At 60.4% G+C, this 18,459-nt stretch carries 14 protein-coding genes; 3 read left to right on the top strand and 11 right to left on the bottom strand.

Translation table 11 applies throughout. The features are described 5' to 3' along the window. On the top strand, positions 1–278 hold a 278-nt coding region (locus RHIBUN_RS37125; RefSeq protein ID WP_210164517.1), incomplete at its 5' end, for a hypothetical protein. Between the two features lie 384 nt (positions 279–662). Continuing rightward, entirely contained in the window at positions 663–2,603 is a 1,941-nt protein-coding gene (locus tag RHIBUN_RS0124975) for a M23 family metallopeptidase (protein WP_018860468.1), read from the top strand. 55 nt (positions 2,604–2,658) lie between these two features. Here the strand turns inward: RHIBUN_RS0124975 and clpB are convergent, their stop codons facing one another. The 11 genes from clpB to RHIBUN_RS0124925 form a co-directional block, all read right to left on the bottom strand. After that, the gene (gene clpB / locus RHIBUN_RS0124970; protein ID WP_025661666.1) at positions 2,659–5,262 is read right to left on the bottom strand and encodes an ATP-dependent chaperone ClpB; all 2,604 of its coding nucleotides are present in this window, start codon (positions 5,260–5,262) and stop codon (positions 2,659–2,661) included. A 251-nt stretch (positions 5,263–5,513) separates the two neighbouring features. Continuing rightward, entirely contained in the window at positions 5,514–5,852 is a 339-nt protein-coding gene (locus RHIBUN_RS37510) for a DUF1214 domain-containing protein (protein WP_051420094.1), read from the bottom strand. 2 nt (positions 5,853–5,854) lie between these two features. Beyond that, a complete protein-coding gene (locus RHIBUN_RS37505) occupies positions 5,855–6,403 on the bottom strand; it encodes a hypothetical protein (protein WP_051420093.1) in 549 nt (182 codons plus the stop codon). Positions 6,404–6,589: 186 nt separating this feature from the next. Then, positions 6,590–8,245 (bottom strand): arylsulfatase, encoded by a 1,656-nt coding sequence (locus RHIBUN_RS0124960; RefSeq protein WP_018857873.1) that lies wholly within the window; start codon positions 8,243–8,245, stop codon positions 6,590–6,592. A gap of 218 nt (positions 8,246–8,463) precedes the next feature. After that, positions 8,464–9,237 carry a DUF4167 domain-containing protein gene (locus RHIBUN_RS0124955; RefSeq protein WP_025661665.1) on the bottom strand — a complete coding sequence of 258 codons (774 nt, stop codon included), beginning with the start codon at positions 9,235–9,237 and terminating at the stop codon, positions 8,464–8,466. 344 nt (positions 9,238–9,581) lie between these two features. Beyond that, positions 9,582–10,463, bottom strand: coding sequence for a peptide chain release factor N(5)-glutamine methyltransferase (gene prmC, locus RHIBUN_RS0124950; protein ID WP_025661664.1), 882 nt, complete (start codon positions 10,461–10,463; stop codon positions 9,582–9,584). Beyond that, the gene (prfA, locus tag RHIBUN_RS0124945) at positions 10,460–11,539 is read right to left on the bottom strand and encodes a peptide chain release factor 1 (RefSeq protein ID WP_018857870.1); all 1,080 of its coding nucleotides are present in this window, start codon (positions 11,537–11,539) and stop codon (positions 10,460–10,462) included. The genes prmC and prfA overlap by 4 nt, the downstream gene beginning before the upstream one ends. A gap of 28 nt (positions 11,540–11,567) precedes the next feature. Then, positions 11,568–13,835: a phosphoenolpyruvate--protein phosphotransferase gene (ptsP, locus tag RHIBUN_RS0124940; protein WP_018857869.1), complete on the bottom strand. Its 2,268-nt coding sequence runs from the start codon at positions 13,833–13,835 to the stop codon at positions 11,568–11,570. 90 nt (positions 13,836–13,925) lie between these two features. After that, entirely contained in the window at positions 13,926–15,200 is a 1,275-nt protein-coding gene (locus RHIBUN_RS0124935; RefSeq protein WP_018857868.1) for an aspartate kinase, read from the bottom strand. Positions 15,201–15,518: 318 nt separating this feature from the next. Next, positions 15,519–15,950, bottom strand: coding sequence for a MarR family transcriptional regulator (locus RHIBUN_RS0124930; RefSeq protein ID WP_025661663.1), 432 nt, complete (start codon positions 15,948–15,950; stop codon positions 15,519–15,521). A 19-nt stretch (positions 15,951–15,969) separates the two neighbouring features. Further along, on the bottom strand, positions 15,970–16,419 hold the full coding sequence (locus RHIBUN_RS0124925; RefSeq protein WP_018857866.1) for a MarR family transcriptional regulator: 450 nt from the start codon (positions 16,417–16,419) through the stop codon (positions 15,970–15,972). 85 nt (positions 16,420–16,504) lie between these two features. Here RHIBUN_RS0124925 and RHIBUN_RS0124920 point away from each other — a divergent pair, with 85 nt between their 5' ends. Then, positions 16,505–18,397 carry a chloride channel protein gene (locus tag RHIBUN_RS0124920; RefSeq protein ID WP_025661662.1) on the top strand — a complete coding sequence of 631 codons (1,893 nt, stop codon included), beginning with the start codon at positions 16,505–16,507 and terminating at the stop codon, positions 18,395–18,397. Positions 18,398–18,459: the final 62 nt, after the last annotated feature.

Here is an 18,459-nt window from a genome sequence, read left to right as displayed (position 1 = left end):
TGAATCGACGAGAACTTCACACCTGTTTTCCAAACACAAAGGCCAAAACCCCTGCATCAAAAACCAGTGTAACTTCTCTTGATAAACGTGACCGCCAAAGTCTCTTTCAAAGAACCGAAATCTCTTCCGGTCCCGCAAGCTCCGCCGCCCACGTTTCTCTTTCTTCTCATCTTCAATTGTCAAATAACAGACCAGATACCCCGGTCGAATTTCCTCGCCTCAAACCAAAAAGTCCAAGGAACCAATCAGCAGCTAAGCCAATCTTAAAAGAAACTTGAGAGCGAAGGACTTCATCGCCAGCAGCGCCGCCGCCCTCGTTCAGTGAGGGGGCTTATAGATCCTACCCCTTTTCTAAGTCAACAGCCGTTTTCAAAAAAAACGAGAATTCTTGCATCGTATTGAATTCTAAGAGCGATTTTCCAAGTGGCGCTTTTGTCCCCTTGGATCGCGCCGATAGCCGGGTCATTTGTCGGGAAATAGCGCGCAAAAATCCGATGACGAGATCCTTCGCCCTCACATCTTCACAATCGGATGGTCTCAAGGGCTGATCATTTGGGTGCGCGCAGGCGTCCCATTTGACTTCTATTGGCAAACTATGCACTTTTCGGCGCCAACTAGAGCTGCCCGAGAAAGCCTACCGAAAGGACGCGGATCCACCTGCCATGATGACGGAGAAGATGATGATCCGCTCGTTCGGCAACGAGCCGCCGCTTCTCGCTGATGGCAGACGCGCGCCCGACCGCCGCGAGGTTTCATTGCGTTGGCTTTCGGGTACGTTCCTCACCGGCATTACCTCGAGCGTGCTAATGGGCGTGGCGCTGTTTGCCGCACTCGACGGCCGCCAGCAGTTGGCGATTCCCGCCGAGGCCTACGCCAATATCAATGCCGAAGCCAACGCAGATACTGATGTAACGCGCGGCAGCCGTTTGATTGCAGCCGCGATTGCCGCCAAGCCGTCGGACCGCAAGATCATGGAAGTCTCGACCGTCGTGCACGAGGGCGACAAGGAGGTCGTCCGCCGGCAGCCCTTCGCGCGTGTGAAGATGACGCTTGCCGCCAACCACGTCGCGACCGAGGACTATCCGAGCTTCAATCCGCTGACGATCTTCTCGGCGGACGAGCCGGACGCGCAGCCGACCGTTCGCACCGGGCAGATCTACGGTTCAGACGTGGAGTCCGAAGTCAGCCTGAAGACCGTGGCCTATCCCACGACGAGATCCGATCTCCAAGTGGCGCCCGGCATGACGCTCGACGAGATCGAGGAGAATGTGCGCTCCAACGGCTCAATCCTGACCGACGGCGCCGCCCAAGTGGCAGCACTCTACTATGTCGACCCACGCCGCTTCTCCAACGACGATAACGACGTTGACCTGACAGCCGGCCTGACGGCGCGCGTCCTCGAGCAGAACATGACGGTCTCCGCACCGGAATCGATCACGCCGCAGACCGAGGAATTCGCCGACGACATCATCCCGGTGCGCCAGTCGACCTCGATCATCAAGGCGATGACGGACTCGGGCTATCCCGAACTGCAGGCCAAGGGGCTGGCAGGCTACCTCTCACCGATGATCGGATCGGACGACCTCTCCAAGGGCGATGTGTTGCGCATCGGCATCCTGCAGAAAGGCGAACAAGCAAAGATCATCCGCGCCAGCATCTATCGCGGCACGCGCCATCTTGTCACCGTGGCGCTTGACGACCACGATCGGTTCGTGGCCGGCCGTGAACCACCTGAGATCGACGCAGTCACGACCGCCTTCGACGACAATTCGACATCGGTCCCGTCCAACCAGAATCTGCCACGCGTCTATGACGGCATTTATCGTGCCGCACTGTCCTACGGCATGACCAAGGACATGACCGCCCTGATCATCAAGCTGCTGGCAAGCAGCGTCGATTTCCAGGCGGAGCTGCGGCCGACCGACACGCTGGAAGCCTTCTTTTCCGTCGCCGATTCCAGCGGTCAGGCAACGGAGGATTCCGAGCTTCTCTATGTGAACGCGCGTTTCGGCGACACACAGACCCGCTTCTACCGCTTCCAGGATGCGGAAGATGGGTCGATCGACTACTTCGATCAGGACGGCAAGAGCATTCGGCAATTCCTGCTGCGCAATCCCGTTCCGAACGGCATCTTCAAGTCAGGCTTCGGCATGCGCCGGCACCCGATCCTGGGCTTTGCCCGCATGCATACGGGCGTCGATTGGGCGGCACCGCGCGGCACGGCGATTATCGCAGTCGGCAACGGAACGGTCGAGAAGGCCGGCTGGGATTCCGGCGGTTATGGCAACCAGACCATCGTCCGCCACGCCAACGGCTACGAATCCTCCTACAATCACCAGAGCGCCATCGCCAAGGGCGTCGTTCCCGGCTCCAAGGTACGTCAGGGCCAGGTAATCGGCTGGGTTGGAACGACCGGTGAATCCACCGGTCCGCATCTGCACTACGAGATGATCGTCAACGGCACCAAGGTCGATCCGCTGCGTGTGCGCCTGCCAGGCGGCAAGTCGTTGAAGGGTGAGGCGTTGGCAAAATTCGAGGACGAGCGGCAGCGCATCGACACCCTCCTCGGCAACCAGCCGCCGCCACAAGTGGCAAGCAAGTAGCGTCCATCAAAAATGGCGGCCCGGGGCCGCCATTTTCTTTCCTGCTGTCGAGGCCTTAGGCCGCTTCGTTGACCGCGGAATTCCGCGTCCCGAATAGCAGCCGATCCGTACCGCCTGTGATCTTCACCGTCGAACCATCCGGAACCTGCCCGGAAAGGATCTGTTCGGCGAGCGGATCCTGCACGTATTTCTGGATCACCCGCTTCAGCGGCCGCGCACCATAGACCGGATCGTAACCCTTGTTGGCGAGCCAATTGCGGGCATCGTCATCGAGCTCGAGCGTGATCTTGCGTTCGGCAAGCAATGCCACCAGACGCTTCAACTGGATATCGACGATCGCGCCCATTTCCTCGCGCTTCAGGCGATGGAACAGGATGATCTCATCGATGCGGTTTAGGAACTCCGGCCGGAAGTGACCGCGCACGACGTCCAGCACCTGCTCGCGGATCTCATCTGTGTCATGACCGTCGGGTAGCTCTGTCAACATCGTAGCACCGAGGTTCGACGTCATGATGATCATCGTGTTGCGGAAATCGACTGTCCGGCCCTGACCGTCGGTCAGGCGACCGTCGTCGAGCACCTGTAGCAGCACGTTGAAGACGTCAGGATGCGCCTTTTCGATCTCGTCGAAAAGAACGACCTGATACGGCCGCCGGCGAACGGCTTCCGTCAGCGAACCACCTTCCTCATAGCCGACATAGCCGGGAGGCGCGCCTATCAGCCTGGCCACCGAGTGCTTCTCCATGTACTCCGACATATCCATGCGCACCATCGCCGTTTCGTCGTCGAAGAGGAAGCGGGCAAGCGCCTTGGTCAGCTCCGTCTTGCCGACGCCGGTCGGGCCGAGGAAGATGAACGAGCCGATCGGCCGGTTCGGATCCTGCAGGCCGGCGCGGGCGCGGCGCACCGCCCGCGACACGGCCTGAACCGCATCACCCTGGCCGATCACCGATTTCGCCAGCTCGTCTTCCATACGCAGAAGCTTGTCGCGTTCGCCTTCCAGCATCTTGTCGACAGGGATACCGGTCCAGCGGGAAACGACATGCGCGATGTTGTCGGGGATGACGACCTCCTGCACCATGGCGCTGCGATCGCTGTCCTGCTGTTCGGCCTCCGTGAGCTTCTTTTCCAGTTCCGGAATGACGCCGTAGGTCAACTCGCCGGCGCGCTGAAACTCACCCTTGCGCTGGGCGATCGCCAGATCGTTGCGGGCCTCATCCAGCTGCTTCTTCAGATCGGCAGCGAGGCCGAGCTTCTGCTTTTCCGCCTGCCAGCGGGCCGTCAGGGCGTCGGCTTCTTCCTCGAGGCCAGTCAACTCGGTTTCAAGCCGCGTCAGCCGGTCGGCAGACGCCGTATCGGTTTCCTTCTTCAGCGCTTCGCGCTCGATCTTCAGCTGCATGATGCGGCGATCGAGTTCGTCCAGCTCTTCAGGCTTGGAATCCACCTGCATGCGCAGCCGCGCAGCGGCTTCGTCCATCAGGTCGATCGCCTTGTCGGGCAGGAAGCGGTCGGTGATGTAGCGGTTGGAAAGCGTCGCAGCCGCAACCAGGGCCGAATCCGAGATACGGACCTTGTGATGTTGCTCGTACTTTTCCTTCAAGCCACGCAAGATCGAAATCGTGTCCTCGACCGTCGGCTCCTCAACCATGACAGGCTGGAAGCGGCGGGCAAGGGCCGGATCTTTCTCGACGTGCTTGCGGTATTCGTCGAGCGTCGTCGCACCGACGCAGTGCAACTCGCCACGCGCAAGCGCAGGCTTCAGGAGGTTGGAGGCGTCCATCGCCCCATCCGCCTTGCCGGCACCAACCAGCGTGTGCATTTCGTCGATGAAGAGAATGATCTCGCCGTTTTCGGCCTGCACCTCGTTAAGCACGGCTTTCAGCCGCTCCTCGAACTCGCCGCGATATTTCGCGCCGGCAATCAGCGCGCCCATGTCGAGCGCCATCAACTTCTTGTCCTTGAGTGATTCAGGCACGTCGCCATTGACGATGCGCAGTGCGAGGCCTTCGACAATGGCGGTCTTGCCGACGCCAGGCTCGCCGATCAGCACGGGGTTGTTCTTGGTGCGGCGGGAGAGAACCTGGATCGTGCGGCGGATTTCGTCGTCACGGCCAATGACCGGATCAAGCTTGCCCTCGCGGGCTTCGCCGGTCAGATCGCGGGCATACTTCTTCAGCGAGTCGAAGCCTTGTTCGGCGTTCGAGCTGTCAGCGGTGCGGCCCTTGCGAATTTCATTGATGACTTGGTTGAGCGCCAGCGCGGTCACACCGGCATTCTTCAGCGTCGTCGACGTCGAAGCCGAAGACTCGATCGCCAAAGCCTGCAACAGGCGCTCGACCGTGACGAAGCTGTCGCCGGCCTTCTTCGCTGCCTCTTCGGCAGTGGAAAGCACCTTGGCAAGCGGCTGCGCGAGATAGATCTGCCCGTTGCCGCCGGATACCTTCGGCAGCTTGGCAAGTGCGGCATCGTTGGCAAGGCGCGCCGCTTTGGGATCACCGCCGGCGCGCTCGATCAGCGAGGCGGCCATGCCCTGGTCGTCGTCGAGCAGCACTTTCAGTACATGTTCGGGTGTGAACTGCTGGTGTCCCTGCGCAAGCGCATAGGTTTGGGCGGACTGAATAAAACCGCGCACCCGCTCGGAGTATTTTTCGATATTCATGCTGTACCTCCATGGATCGCCCTGCCCTCATAAGGCACAGGCCGATGACTGAGATTGAGCTCCCTTAAATGGCAAGCCCATTGTTCCGCCGCGGTTGGGATTTGCGGCTGACGAACCTGGGCTGGATATGGTGGAGGATTTCAAAAGTTTAAAGAGGCGATGACGTGAAAAACCCCGGCCTTTGCGACCGGGGGTTCTCATTTCATGTCTTGTCTCCGCCGGAGCCATGTCGGCTGCCGGCAGCCATCCGATCACCTGATTTCTTGGATGTCGTTGGGCTTCCAGGAGCCCTCAAAGGCCGGCTGCGTGGGTCCGTAGATGCGGATGTAGTTGAACCAGCCACGTCCGGACTGGGTTTTGATCCAACGGCCTTCGCCATCCTTCGGCGCCGTTGGACCAAAATAGAGGTCGACCGGCTTTGACGTGTCGATATCCTTCAACTCAAAGAGCGAGCGGAGCGCCGCCTTGTCCTGATCCGTCTGCACGTCGGAGCGAGTCTGCGCGTCATAGAGCGTCACGGACCAGAACAGCTTGCCCGGGACGGCTGGGGAATCGTCAGCTTGTAGTTCTTGCTCCGTCCAGAAACGCACCGCTAGCGTCGCGAGCACCGAGCCAATAGAGCCGAGCCCGCGCCGGCCGAACGGTGGAACATTGCGGGCGACGTGACGATCGCCTGTGCGAACCCACTCCCATTTGCGGTCCGGCCACGCAAAGCGGTCCGGCCGATCGCTATCGAACGCCGATACGAGAAGCTGCTCACGACCAACCTTCGCAGCTTTTTCGAGGATAGCTTTTGTACGGGCACCAGGTGCGAACGGCTTGCCCTTTTCGATAGCGAGCGTCGCAAGCAGCCCGACATCGGTGTGAATTTCTCGACGAGGGGTTCCTCATCGATCATCCGCTTCAATACCTCCCAGAACTGGATGTTGTCCTCCCACTTGAGAGAGGTGCTGTCCATTGCCTTCTCGGTGGTGTCGACGATCGCGATTGGCTTCGGCTTGCTGGCCGTACTCAGAGGGTAGACCTTGATGGCGTGCAGCGCCTTCAGCGCCTTGTCCTGGTCGCCACCGACCGGCAGAGCGCGCGCGGCAAGCAGAACTTTGTAGGTGGCCGACTTCCCGACATGGTAGCCCTTTGGCACCTTGCCCTTGTAGTCCGGCGGCAGGATGAGGTGCTTTCCACCCTTTCCGCCATCCGGCCGGGGAGATTACGGTCGTTGATCAGGCCGATATAGGCGCCCGGCGGCAACTCAACCACCATCGGACCGTCCCTCTTTGGTGAGGACAGCCCGCGCCGTTTGGCCGGCGCGGACTGTCGCGGTGTTTGCCTATTGCGGAGCAAGCCGCTCGAGTTCATTCAGCCGCTTCAATGCCGCTTGCTGGCGAAGCAGTCCGTAGTTGATGCCGCTGGCATTGAGCGAGCTGCCTTCCTGATACGGGAACTGGTCGAAGTCTGAGAAGAAGTCCTTGATCTTCCCCTGGATCGGAACGAGCAGCCACATGTTCCTTGCAAGGAACTCGATCGCTCCGCCGCCGTCCTCCATGCCACGCTCGTAGGGGTCCATTCGCAGGTTGGCGATCATAGCCCATGCTGGGACTTCACGGGTGGCCGTGGCAATGTTGCCGTGGCTCGCGATGGCAAAGCTCAGCTTCCAGTCGTTCCAGCGAAGCGCATTGAGATTGCCGCCCTGATCGAAGTAGTAGACGACATCGCGCGGGCCGCTCTGAGCCTCACCCTTCAGGAAAGGCAAAAGATCATAGCCGTCCAGGTGAACCTTGAAATCCTTGGTCCCTGACTTGAACCCGGCCTTCATCTGCTCCTTGATGTCGGATATCCCGGCGGCGCTCGCGAATGTCGGCATCCAATCCATTAGCGTAACGATCTCATTCACCTCGGTCCCGGGTTTGACGACGCCCGGCCAGCGAACCATCATCGGAATGCGGAAGCCGCCCTCCCATGTCGTGCCCTTTTCACCGTGGAACGGCGTCTGGGCACCATCAGGCCACAAGGCAAGCTCGGCGCCGTTGTCGGTCGTGTAGAGAACGATAGTGTTGTCGGCGATGCCGAGCTGATCCAGCTGCTCGAGAAGCTGGCCGACGTGACCGTCGTGCTCCACCATACCGTCGGCATGAATGCCCTTGCCGGTTTTTCCAAGCGAGTCCGGCTTCAGATGGGTGAAGACGTGCATGCGGGTCGAGTTGAACCAGCAGAAGAACGGCTTGTCAGCTTTCGCTTGCCGATCGATGAAGTTCTTGGCGGCAGCCAGGAATTCCTCATCGACCGTCTCCATACGCTTCGTGTTGAGCGCACCGGTATCTTCGATCTTGCCGTCCGCAGTTGACTTGATCACGCCACGCGGACCGAACTGCCGGCGGAACGCCGGGTCCTTCGGGTAGAAGTAGCCTTCCGGCTCTTCCTCGGCGTTGAGGTGGTAGAGGTTGCCGAAGAACTCGTCGAAGCCATGCTTGGTCGGCAGGTGCTGGTCCTGGTCGCCGAGGTGGTTCTTGCCGAACTGGCCGGTCGCATAGCCCTGCGTCTTCAGCACGTCGGCAATCGTCGGCATCCAGTCCTGAATGCCGTGCGGATCGCCGGGCATGCCGATCGTCAAGAGGCCGGTGCGGAATGGTTCTTGCCCGAGAATGAAGGAGGCGCGGCCCGCAGTGCAGCTCTGCTGGCCATAGGAATCGGTGAAGATTGCGCCTTCCCTGGCGATGCGGTCGATATTGGGCGTGCGATAGCCCATCAGCCCCATCGTGTAGGCGCTGATCTGCGGTATGCCGATGTCATCGCCGAAGATGACAAGAATATTCGGCTTCTTGCCGGATGGTGCCGCCGCCGTCTGCGCCTGGGCTGCTGCGGAACTCACCATGCTGGCGACCGTGGCGGCCCCGGCGGCAAGGGCTGTTGACCCTATCAGCAGATTACGGCGCGTGAGGTTGCTGGCGTCGGAGGAGGATGATCGTACGCTGTCGTCGCTGGCCATTTCGCGTGTCTCCCGTCAAAGGTGAACTTTTGGAATGTTGTCTGGTGATGAGATGCATCGGCGCGAACCAAAGAGGCATAGCCACAGCGTAGACGTAAGTACGTTACGGTAAATGCACGACACTTTAACGGTCGGAGGCGAGACGGCGGCAGAAACGAAAAAGGCCGCTCCAAAGAGCGGCCTTTTATCCATTAGCTCGGATCGTTGAAGCGATCCGGTTATTCCGAAGCGGCATCCGCCAAAACAGGCGCATCGCCGGAACCTTCACCCTCGGCCGGAGCCTCGCCTTCCGCAGCGCGGCGCGGACGACGCGGACGGCTACCGGCAGTGCGGCGACGCGGCTGACGCTCGCGCGGCTGGCCTGCAGCACTTTCCTCGTCCATCGAAACCTCTGCCGGAATACCTTCGATCTCCGGCTGCGGGCCGCTGCCATCGTTCACCTCGGGCTGCGGCGCTTCAGCTGCGACAGGGGCCGGCTGCTGTTCCTGGCGACGCGGCTGGCGGTCTTCGTTGCGGCGCGGCTGCTCGTCGTTGCGACGCTGCGACTGTTCTTCCGAACGGCGCTGCTGATGCTCGTGCTGGTGACGCGGTGGCTGGACGATGACAACATCGTCATTGTCGATGGCTTCGACATCGTCACCATCGCGCTCCGCACCTTCACTGAATTCGTTGCGGTCGTCGCGCTGGAAGCGCTCCTGCATCTGCGCCTGAGCGGCTGCAATGATGCGGTTATAGTGTTCGGCGTGCTGCAGGTAGTTTTCAGCGATAACGCGATCGCCCGAACTCTGCGCGTCGCGCGCAAGTTGTGCGTACTTTTCAGCGATATGCTGCGCGGTACCACGAATCTTAACGTCTGGGCCGGAGCTGTCGTAGGTCCGCGTCAACGGGTTGCCGCCCTTGCGGTTGAAATTGTTGTTATTGTTATTTCCGCCGCCGCCGCCGTTGTTATTGCCACGCCCGCGACCGCGCTTGTTCTGCTGTCCTGGCCTCATAGATCGTTCACCTGAATTCTCTGTTTGTTGTGGAGTTATGGCACCAACAGCCGTGGCCGGTTCACCGGCTCATAGCCCTCGTGCCGCAAGCATACTGCGCCTTCGCGCCAACCTGCCGCTTGTTCTCAAGTCAGTTTGACTGATTCACGCATTGGGTCGTATTCAACCTTTGAAGCTCTCGTTTAAAAGAGCGGACCCCCGAGGCCGAGTTAGTTTCGAACGTCTCACCGTTCTGTCCTATCTCTCCAACGCGTGGGGTCAACCTATATTGCTTCCCGTGGAAATCCAAGCCTTTTCTTCGCAATGACACCAATGTCCTGTTCAATGCTTAAAGTCGTCGCGCATCACTTGAGCGCGAACACAAGCGCCCGGTCATTCTGGCCGTAATCCTTTACGGATTCCAGAAGCTTGAAGCCTTCAGCCTCGAAAACGTCTGTCACGTCGTTTCGCTGGTCGTAGCCGATCTCAAGTCCCACAACGCCGTTCGGCTTTATGAACCTTGCCGCATCCTTGGCGATGGTTCTGTAGGCGTCAAGCCCATCCCGGCCGCCATCCAGTGCGGCATGGGGATCAAATTTCGTCACTTCGGGAGCGAGAGTGTGAACGACCTTAGAAGCGATATAGGGCGGATTTGAGACAATCGCGTGAAACGAGCCGTGGATATTCTGAAACCAACTGGATTGAATGGCTTCGAAGCGATCCTGCAATCCGTTTCTTTCCGCGTTTGATTTCGCCGTCTTCAATGCATCGGCCGATATATCGCTGCCGACGCCTGACGCTTCCGGACATTCGCTCAACAGAGCAAGGCATATCGCCCCGGTTCCGGTTCCTAGGTCCAGAATATGGATATGGCCCTCGGTATTTGCAAGGTCGCGCAGATAAGGAAGCATCGTATCGACGAGAATTTCCGTATCAGGCCGTGGCTCAAGGGTTTCCGCAGACAAAGACAGCGGCAGGCCATAGAATTCCCGTTCGCCGAGAATGCGGTGAACAGGCTCATGCGCCAGCCGGCGTTCGATGGCTTGCTCGATCATTGCCATCTGCTCTGTGCTGACGGTTTCGCCGCCACGCGTTACGATGGCGGTCGTCGAAAGTCCAAGCAGCCCTGCGACGAGCATACGGGCATCAGCCGAAGCACTGTCGACACCGGCTTCAGTGAAACGACGGCGAGCCTCGGCCAGCATTTGGGAAACCGTAGCCTCGGCCTGTTTCCCGCTCATGCTCATTGCTGCTCGCCGAGTTGCGCCAACTGGCTTGCCTGATAGTCGGCCATCAGCGCGTCGACCACCTCGTCGATCTCGCCGATCATCATCCGGTCGAGCTTGTAGAGTGTCAGATTGATCCGGTGGTCCGTCACCCGCCCCTGTGGGAAGTTGTAGGTGCGGATGCGTTCGGAGCGATCGCCGGAACCGACCTGGCTCTTGCGATCGGCGGAACGCTCGCTTTCGGCCCGTTGACGCTCGGCGTCGTAGAGACGCGAACGCAGAACCTGCATCGCCTTGGCGCGGTTCTGATGCTGCGATTTCTCGGAACTGGTGACGACGATGCCGGTCGGCAGATGGGTGATGCGCACCGCTGAGTCGGTGGTGTTGACGTGCTGGCCGCCAGCGCCGGATGAGCGCATCGTATCGATGCGGATGTCTTCTGGCCGGATCTCGATGTCGATTTCCTCCGCCTCCGGCAGAACCGCGACGGTCGCGGCCGAAGTGTGGATGCGACCGCCGGCTTCCGTTTCCGGCACGCGCTGGACACGGTGAACACCGGATTCAAACTTCAGCTTGGCAAATACGCCCTTGCCGGTGATGGTCGCGATGATTTCCTTGAAGCCGCCCGCCTCGCCTTCGCTCGACGACAGGACTTCGACCTTCCAGCCGTGGGCGGCTGCATAGCGCTCATACATCCGGAACAAATCACCAGCAAAGAGTGCGGCTTCCGAACCGCCGGTGCCAGCGCGGATTTCCAAAATAGCGCTCTTCTCGTCTGCTGCATCCTTCGGCAGCAGCAAGATCTGGATTTCCTGCTCCAGCGCCTCCAGCCGCTCCTTCACCTCGGGCAGCTCCAGTTCGGCCAGATCGCGCATCTCACGGTCCACCGACTTGTCGTTCAGCAGGGTTTCGAGGTCCGCAAGCTCGGCAATTGCCTTCTCGAAGGCGCGGATCTTCGTGACGACGGGCTGCAACTCGGAATATTCGGAGGCGAGCTTGACGTAGACGTCAGCCGAGGGGCCAGCCGACATGCGCGCTTCGATCTCGCCAAAACGGCGTTCCAGCTCGCGCATCTTTTCAACGGGAAGCTTCGCCACCCTTCACTCCGATTCTGCTTGTCTTGACCTAAAGAGGAATATTGTGAGCTTCCGCGAAGTGGGCAAGCACATCGCGGATCGAAGTCGCCGACTTGGTGTCGTCAAGCGCCTCGTTCATCACCTTCGCCAGCGTCTCAACCTCGAGACCGAGCAGCATCGCCTTGACCGGACCGATCGATGCCGGCGACATCGAGACCGAACGGAAGCCTATGCCGAGAAGCGCCATCGCCGAGATTGGCTTGCCGGCAAGCTCGCCGCACAAGGTCACGGGCGTGTTGTTGCGCTCGCCTGCCCGCACGATGTCGCGCAGGATCCTAAGGAACGGTTTGCCAAGCGGATCGAAGCGGTCGGACACGCGCGCATTGCCGCGATCGACCGCCATCGAAAACTGGAAGAGGTCATTCGACCCGACCGAGACGAAATCGACCGCCGACATCAGCTCGTCGAGCTGCCAGAGCAGCGCCGGCACCTCCAGCATCGCCCCGAACTGCAGCTTGCGCGGCAGGCCGTGGCCGAAGCGCGAAAGGTGCTGAACCTCCTTCTGCAGCAGTTCTCGCACGGCGGCGATCTCGGAAACCTCGGTTACCATTGGCACCATCAGCTTCAGCTCGATGCCGGCCGCCGCCTTCAGCATGGCGCGCAGCTGCGTGCGCAGCAGGCCCGGACGATCGAGCGAAAGGCGGATTGCGCGCCAGCCGAGCGCCGGATTTTCTTCCTCATGGCCGCGGAAATAGGGAACGACCTTGTCGCCGCCGATATCAAGCGTGCGGAATGTCACAACTCGTCCGGCCGCCTGCTTCAGCACATTGCGATAAAACAGCTCCTGCTCTTCCGCCTTCGGCATGTTGGAGGCGATCATGAACTGCAGCTCGGTGCGGAACAGGCCAATGCCTTCAGCACCCGAGTCCGAAAGCTGCGGCAAATCGACCAGCAGCCCGGCGTTCATCATCAACGATACGCGCTGGCCGTCCCTGGTGCGCGACTCGACCGAGCGCAGCGCCCGGAACTGCTCCTGGCGGCGGGCGCGGAACCGTACCTTTTCCTCGTAGGAGCGCTGATGCTCCGGCATGGGGCGAAGGTGCACATGCCCGCCATCGCCGTCGATGATGACGGCATCGCCGTTTTCGGCGAGCGCCACCACGCCAGCGGCCTGGCCGATCACAGGAATGCCCATGGCACGCGCGACGATCACCACATGGCTCGTCACCGCACCTTCTTCCAGCACGAGCCCGCGCACATTGGCACGCGGATAGTCCAACAACTCAGCCGCACCCATGGCACGCGCCAGGATGATGGCGTCGCTTGGGAAACCGTCCCCCGCTGTGCGGCCGGTATAGCCGGTCAACTGCCGCAGCAGGCGGTTCGCGAGATCTTCGAAATCGTGCATCCGTTCCCGCAGATAGGGATCGGTCATGCGGATCATGCGCGCCTTGGTGTCGCTCTGCACCTTCTCGACGGCGGCTTCCGCGGTCAAACCGTTACGGATTGCTTCCTCGAGCTTGCGCACCCAGCCCTGGTCATGGGCAAACATGCGATAGGTTTCGAGAACCTCGCGGTGCTCGCCCTCCATCGAAACGTCGCGCTGCGACAGAAGGTCATCGATCGAGATGCGGAGCGACCCGAGCGCCTCGCCCAGGCGGCGGATTTCCTTCTCGGAATCCTCATTCAAAAGGTTGGTGACGACGATACGCGGCTCATGCAGCACGACGTAGCCGAGGCCGATGCCTTCATTATAGGTGTCGCCGTCGATGGTCACCGAACGCGTCAGGTCGAGTTCGAGCCCGGGCTTGGTGATCTTCTTGAGTTCGCCGGTGGCGATCATCTCGGCAAGCACCATCGCGGTCGTCTCGAGCGCTTCGAGCTCTTCTTCGCGGTAGGTGCGGCTCGCCTTGTTCTGCACGACCAAAACGCCGAGCGAGCGGCCGGTGCGCAGAATCGGCACGCCGAGGAACGAATGGTAGATCTCTTCGCCGGTTTCCGGCAGGTAGCGGAACGCCGGGTGCGATTGCGCGTCGGAGAGATTGAGAGGCTGCGCCGATGCCGCGATCGTACCGACCAGACCTTGTCCCATCTTGAGCTGGGACAGGTGGACCGCTTCCTTCTTCAGACCTTCGGTTGCATAGAGCTCGAGAACGCCGTCAGCGCGCAGCACATAGACGGAGCAAACCTCCGCCACCATGTTGCCTGCAATCTGGCGAACGATCCGATCGAGACGCTCCTGCGGCTCCAGCGGCTCCGCCATCAACTCGCGCAGCCGCTTGAGCAGCACGCGCGGACCGCCGGAAAGGTCTCTCATTGCGTCTCAAGCTCCAAAACAAACACCAAAGCCTCGCGGCCGACAGCCGCGTGACTTCACAACTTGAACGCGCGGCAGACTCGTTCAGAATCAGTTCTTATCGAGACCGTAGCAGGAATGCAAAGTCCTGACAGCGAGTTCCGCATAAGGACCATCAATCAGGATCGAAATTTTGATCTCAGAGGTGGTGATCGCCTTGATGTTGATGCCCTTGTCGGCCAGCGCCTTGAAAGCGGTGGCGGCAACGCCGGCGTGGCTGCGCATGCCGATACCGATGACCGACACTTTCACCAGGCCCGCTTCGTTCTGAACGACGTCGTACCCGATCTTTTCCTTGTTCTCGCCGAGAACCTTGATCGCCTTGTCGACATCACCCGAAGGAACCGTGAAGGTCATGTCGGTCTTCGAGCCGTCTTCCGAGATGTTCTGGACGATCATGTCGACATTGATGTGGCTTTCGGCCAGCGGTCCGAAGATCGCAGCGGAAACGCCCGGCCGGTCGGCAAGACGGCGAAGCGAGATCTGAGCCTCATCCTTGGCATAGGCGATGCCGGTGACTACTTCCTGTTCCACGATTTCATCCTCGTCACAAATCAGCGTTCCGGGCGGATTCAAGAAGTCACCCATGCCCGGAGCATCGGGATCTTCGAATGAGGAGCGCACGAAGGTACGGACCTTGTGCACCATGGCAAGCTCGACGGAGCGAACCTGCAGAACCTTGGCGCCGAGCGACGCCATTTCGAGCATTTCCTCGAAGGCGATCTTCTTCAGGCGGCGTGCCTGCGGCACGATGCGCGGATCGGTCGTGTAGACGCCGTCAACGTCGGTATAGATATCGCAGCGATCGGCCTTGACCGCAGCCGCGATCGCAACTGCCGACGTATCGGAGCCGCCGCGGCCGAGCGTCGCGATGCGGTTGTCGGGCCCAAGACCCTGGAAGCCGGCGATGACGGCAACCTGCCCCTCACCCATACGCTTGATGATGTCGGAGCCATCGATATCGAGGATGCGGGCGGCGCCATGGGCGTTGTCGGTACGGATCGGGATCTGCCAACCCTGCCAAGAGCGGGCATTGATATCCATCGCCTGCAGCGCGATCGCGAGCAAGCCGGAGGTCACCTGCTCGCCCGATGCAACAACGGCATCATATTCGCGCGCATCGTAAAAAGGTGAATTGGCGCCGACGACCTTTGGCGTGCCTTGCACCCACCCGACCAGCTCGTTGGTCTTGCCGGACATGGCGGAGACGACCACCGCCACTTCGTGGCCGGCGTCGACTTCACGTTTCACATGGCGGGCAACGTTCTTGATGCGGTCCAGATCAGCGACGGACGTTCCGCCGAATTTCATTACGATGCGTGCCATATGCCTCTACCACGACCTAGCGCCGAGAGAGACCAAAGCCAGACCCGGCATCACGAACCCTGCATGGAGCCGCATGGCCGAAGAGCCCGGAATTGGGAGTTTCTGGAACCCTTCTAGAGCCTTGCACCCCAAGGGCCCAAGTTGCCGCGTCTCTTAGCGAGTTTGTGGGGGGGTGGCAAGGTGTGGAAAGGAGAATGCGACACCCTGGAACTGGCGGGTAAAAGTGGTAGCCGCCACCCCGGCTAGGCCTCCTCAGCCTCGAGGGCGTTGGGCAGCGCAGCAGAGGAGAGAAATCTGCCGGAGGTCTGAGACTTCCCTTCAACGCTCGATTTCGTCCTGCAGCTTCCTGAGGATGTCAATCAGCTGCGGCGCCATCTCCCGGATTTCCGTCAGATGGATAGCAGTCAGGCGCTTCAACACACCCTCTGCCTTGTCGGTGAGCTCCAATGTCTGCCGGCGCTTGTCGTTCGGATCCATGCGACGCGACACGTAGCCGGCTGTGACCAGACGTCCAACGAGCTCCGTTGCCGAATGGGGCGCGATCAGCAGCCGTTCAGCAAGCATTCCGATCGTCATCGAGTCTTCGCCGCGATGGCCCTTGATCGACAGCAATGCCTGATGCTGTTGCGTTGGGAGCCCCTCCTCTTGTGCCGCGGACGTGCTGAAATCCATGAAGCGGCGCAAGGTGTAGCGCAGATTGGACAAGGCCTCGTAGTCGGCGTCGGTCAGTCGTTCTCCGGGTGTCCTCAATGCAGATCCCTCGTGGCCATCATTGCATCCATGCGGCGACTTCCATTCTTCGATGATCCTGGAGCACGCGCAACGCCAGCATGAGTTCGGGAGCCATCTCCCGGATCTCGTAAAGATGCGCAGGCGTCAGCCGTCGCAATATCTCTTCCGCCTTGTCTGTCAACCGCACAATAGTCCGGCGCCTCTGCTTCACTTCGATAGTGACATAGCCACGTCCCTCAAGCGAGCGCGTAAGTTCGGCTGCAGATGCAGCCGGGACGAAGAGTCGCGCCGCCAAGGTTGAAACGCTCATCTGTTCTCCGCTTCCCAGTCCCTTGATCGCAAGTAGTGCCTGATGCTGTTGCGGCGATAGACCGAGCTTCTCCGCCGCCTTGGTGCTGAATTGGCGAAATTTTCGAATTCTGTACCTCAGGTTGGCCAACGCGGCATAATCAACATCCGATAAGCTGCCGTTTTTGCCCGACACCATTTCTGCCTCCAGATCTGCTTGTTGATTTATATCGTATCACGATATATTTTCAACGTCGAACAGAAGCGTTTCAACGGGATCCTCCATGTACGAGCAATCGACCCCTCACCGGCCACATGACTTTACCGGCGGCCTCTCGCGGCGCGAGGCCGGGGACTTTACGACGGACAAACGCGTTCTCGCGCTGGTCGGCATGGCCGTGGTGGTCGGCTCCGGCGGTGCGTTCGCCGCCTGGGTCCTGGTGAGCCTGATTTCGCTGGTCACCAGTCTCGTGTGGTTCGGGCGTTTCAGTATTGCCGCCACCTCGCTTGCTGATGCACCGCGCTCCGTATGGATGGTTGCCATTCCCATCCTTGGCGGCCTTGTTATCGGGCTGATGGCCCGCTTCGGATCCAAGAAGATCCGCGGTCACGGCATCCCCGAGGCAATCGAGACGATCCTGATTGGTGGCAGCCGGATGTCGCCGAAGGTGGCGATTCTCAAGCCGCTCTCGTCGGCGATCTCCATCGGCACCGGCGGACCTTTTGGCGCCGAAGGGCCGATCATCATGACGGGCGGCGCCATCGGATCGCTCTTCGCGCAATGCTTCCACTTGAGCTCGGCCGAGCGCAAGACGCTCCTCGTCGCGGGTGCAGCCGCCGGCATGACCGCAATCTTCGGTTCACCGATTGCCGCAGTCATGCTCGCCGTAGAATTGCTGCTCTTCGAATGGAAGCCCAGAAGCTTCATCCCCGTTGCCATCGCGGCCTGCGTGTCGATCTGCTGGCGCCCCTTCCTGTTCCAGGCCGGCCCTCTTTTTCCCAAGCAATTTCACATGGACCTTCCCTGGTGGGGCATCGCGCTCTGCGCTGCGATGGGGATTATTGCGGGGCTGCAATCCGGCCTGTTGACGACGATGCTCTACAAGATCGAAGATCTCTTCGAGGCCCTGCCGATCCATTGGATGTGGTGCCCGGCGATTGGCGGGTTGATCATCGGCCTCGGCGGCTTGATCGAGCCTCGCGCCCTCGGAGTCGGCTACGACATCATCGAAGGATTGCTGAACAGCACTCTTCTGCCGTCGGCCGTGTTGGCGGTCCTGCTTGTGAAAGCATTCATCTGGCTTGTGGCGCTGTCATCGGGCACATCCGGTGGCGTACTCGCGCCGCTGCTGATCTTCGGAGGAGCCCTCGGATGGCTGGTCGGCCTGGTGCTTCCCGGCGACCCGGGATTCTGGGCCTTGCTGGGCATGGCCGCAATGATGGGAGGAACGATGCGCGCACCGTTGACGGGCACGTTCTTTGCCGTCGAACTCACCGGCGACGTTTCGATGCTGGTACCCCTCCTGGCGGCCACGGTAGCAGCCTACGTGGTGACCGTTCTCCTTCTTCGCCGGTCGATCCTCACCGAAAAGATCGCCCGGCGCGGCCAACACATCACGCGAGAATACGGCATTGATCCCTTCGAATTGACGCGTGCGCGCGAGATCATGATCAAGGAGGTCGACACGCTTGCAGCAAGAATGACAGTCGGCGATGCCTGCGCCTTCTTCGCGACGCCTGCAAGAACGCACCGGGTTTATCCGGTCGTTGACGGCAGCGGTGTCCTCAAGGGACTGGTCTCCGGTAGCGATGCGTTGCGATGGCAGGACGCAGCCGCGTTTTCCGACCAACGTCTCGACGACATGGTGTCCGACGCATCTATCCCCGCGGCACATCCTGACGATACGGTCGGATATGTCGCTGACCTGATGTTGTCGACTGGCTCCGGCCGCATCCCGATCGTGGATCCACAGACCGCCAAGCTTCATGGCTTGATTGCGCGGAAGGACCTACTGCGCCTTCGAAGCACGCTGCGAGCGATGGAGACCGAGCGAAGGCCCTTTCTTGGGCCGCGCAGAGCAAATGACGAGCGCATGCTGACGTTGGAGAATTCAGAGGCTGCAGCTTCGCAGACCAACAACCAGCATCGCCTGGGCAAGGAGTTTCCGACCGACTGAACAGCGTCGCTGATTTGCTCGAAAGGCGCAGTTGCATCGCGCGGTGGAAACAGGCAGCCTAG

The sequence above is a fragment of the Rhizobium sp. IBUN genome, from assembly GCF_000510625.1.
Lineage (GTDB): Bacteria > Pseudomonadota > Alphaproteobacteria > Rhizobiales > Rhizobiaceae > Rhizobium > Rhizobium altiplani.
This window is presented reverse-complemented; position numbering and strand designations above follow the sequence as displayed.

What these genes read in the sequence shown, in the direction of transcription:
- RHIBUN_RS0124975 (WP_018860468.1), top strand. Translation starts at nt 663, where the DNA reads ATGATGACGGAGAAGATGATGATCCGCTCGTTCGGCAACGAGCCGCCG.
- clpB (WP_025661666.1), bottom strand. Translation starts at nt 5,262, where the DNA reads ATGAATATCGAAAAATACTCCGAGCGGGTGCGCGGTTTTATTCAGTCC.
- RHIBUN_RS0124960 (WP_018857873.1), bottom strand. Translation starts at nt 8,245, where the DNA reads ATGGCCAGCGACGACAGCGTACGATCATCCTCCTCCGACGCCAGCAAC.
- RHIBUN_RS0124955 (WP_025661665.1), bottom strand. Translation starts at nt 9,237, where the DNA reads ATGAGGCCAGGACAGCAGAACAAGCGCGGTCGCGGGCGTGGCAATAAC.
- prmC (WP_025661664.1), bottom strand. Translation starts at nt 10,463, where the DNA reads ATGAGCATGAGCGGGAAACAGGCCGAGGCTACGGTTTCCCAAATGCTG.
- ptsP (WP_018857869.1), bottom strand. Translation starts at nt 13,835, where the DNA reads ATGAGAGACCTTTCCGGCGGTCCGCGCGTGCTGCTCAAGCGGCTGCGC.
- RHIBUN_RS0124935 (WP_018857868.1), bottom strand. Translation starts at nt 15,200, where the DNA reads ATGGCACGCATCGTAATGAAATTCGGCGGAACGTCCGTCGCTGATCTG.
- RHIBUN_RS0124925 (WP_018857866.1), bottom strand. Translation starts at nt 16,419, where the DNA reads ATGGTGTCGGGCAAAAACGGCAGCTTATCGGATGTTGATTATGCCGCG.
- RHIBUN_RS0124920 (WP_025661662.1), top strand. Translation starts at nt 16,505, where the DNA reads ATGTACGAGCAATCGACCCCTCACCGGCCACATGACTTTACCGGCGGC.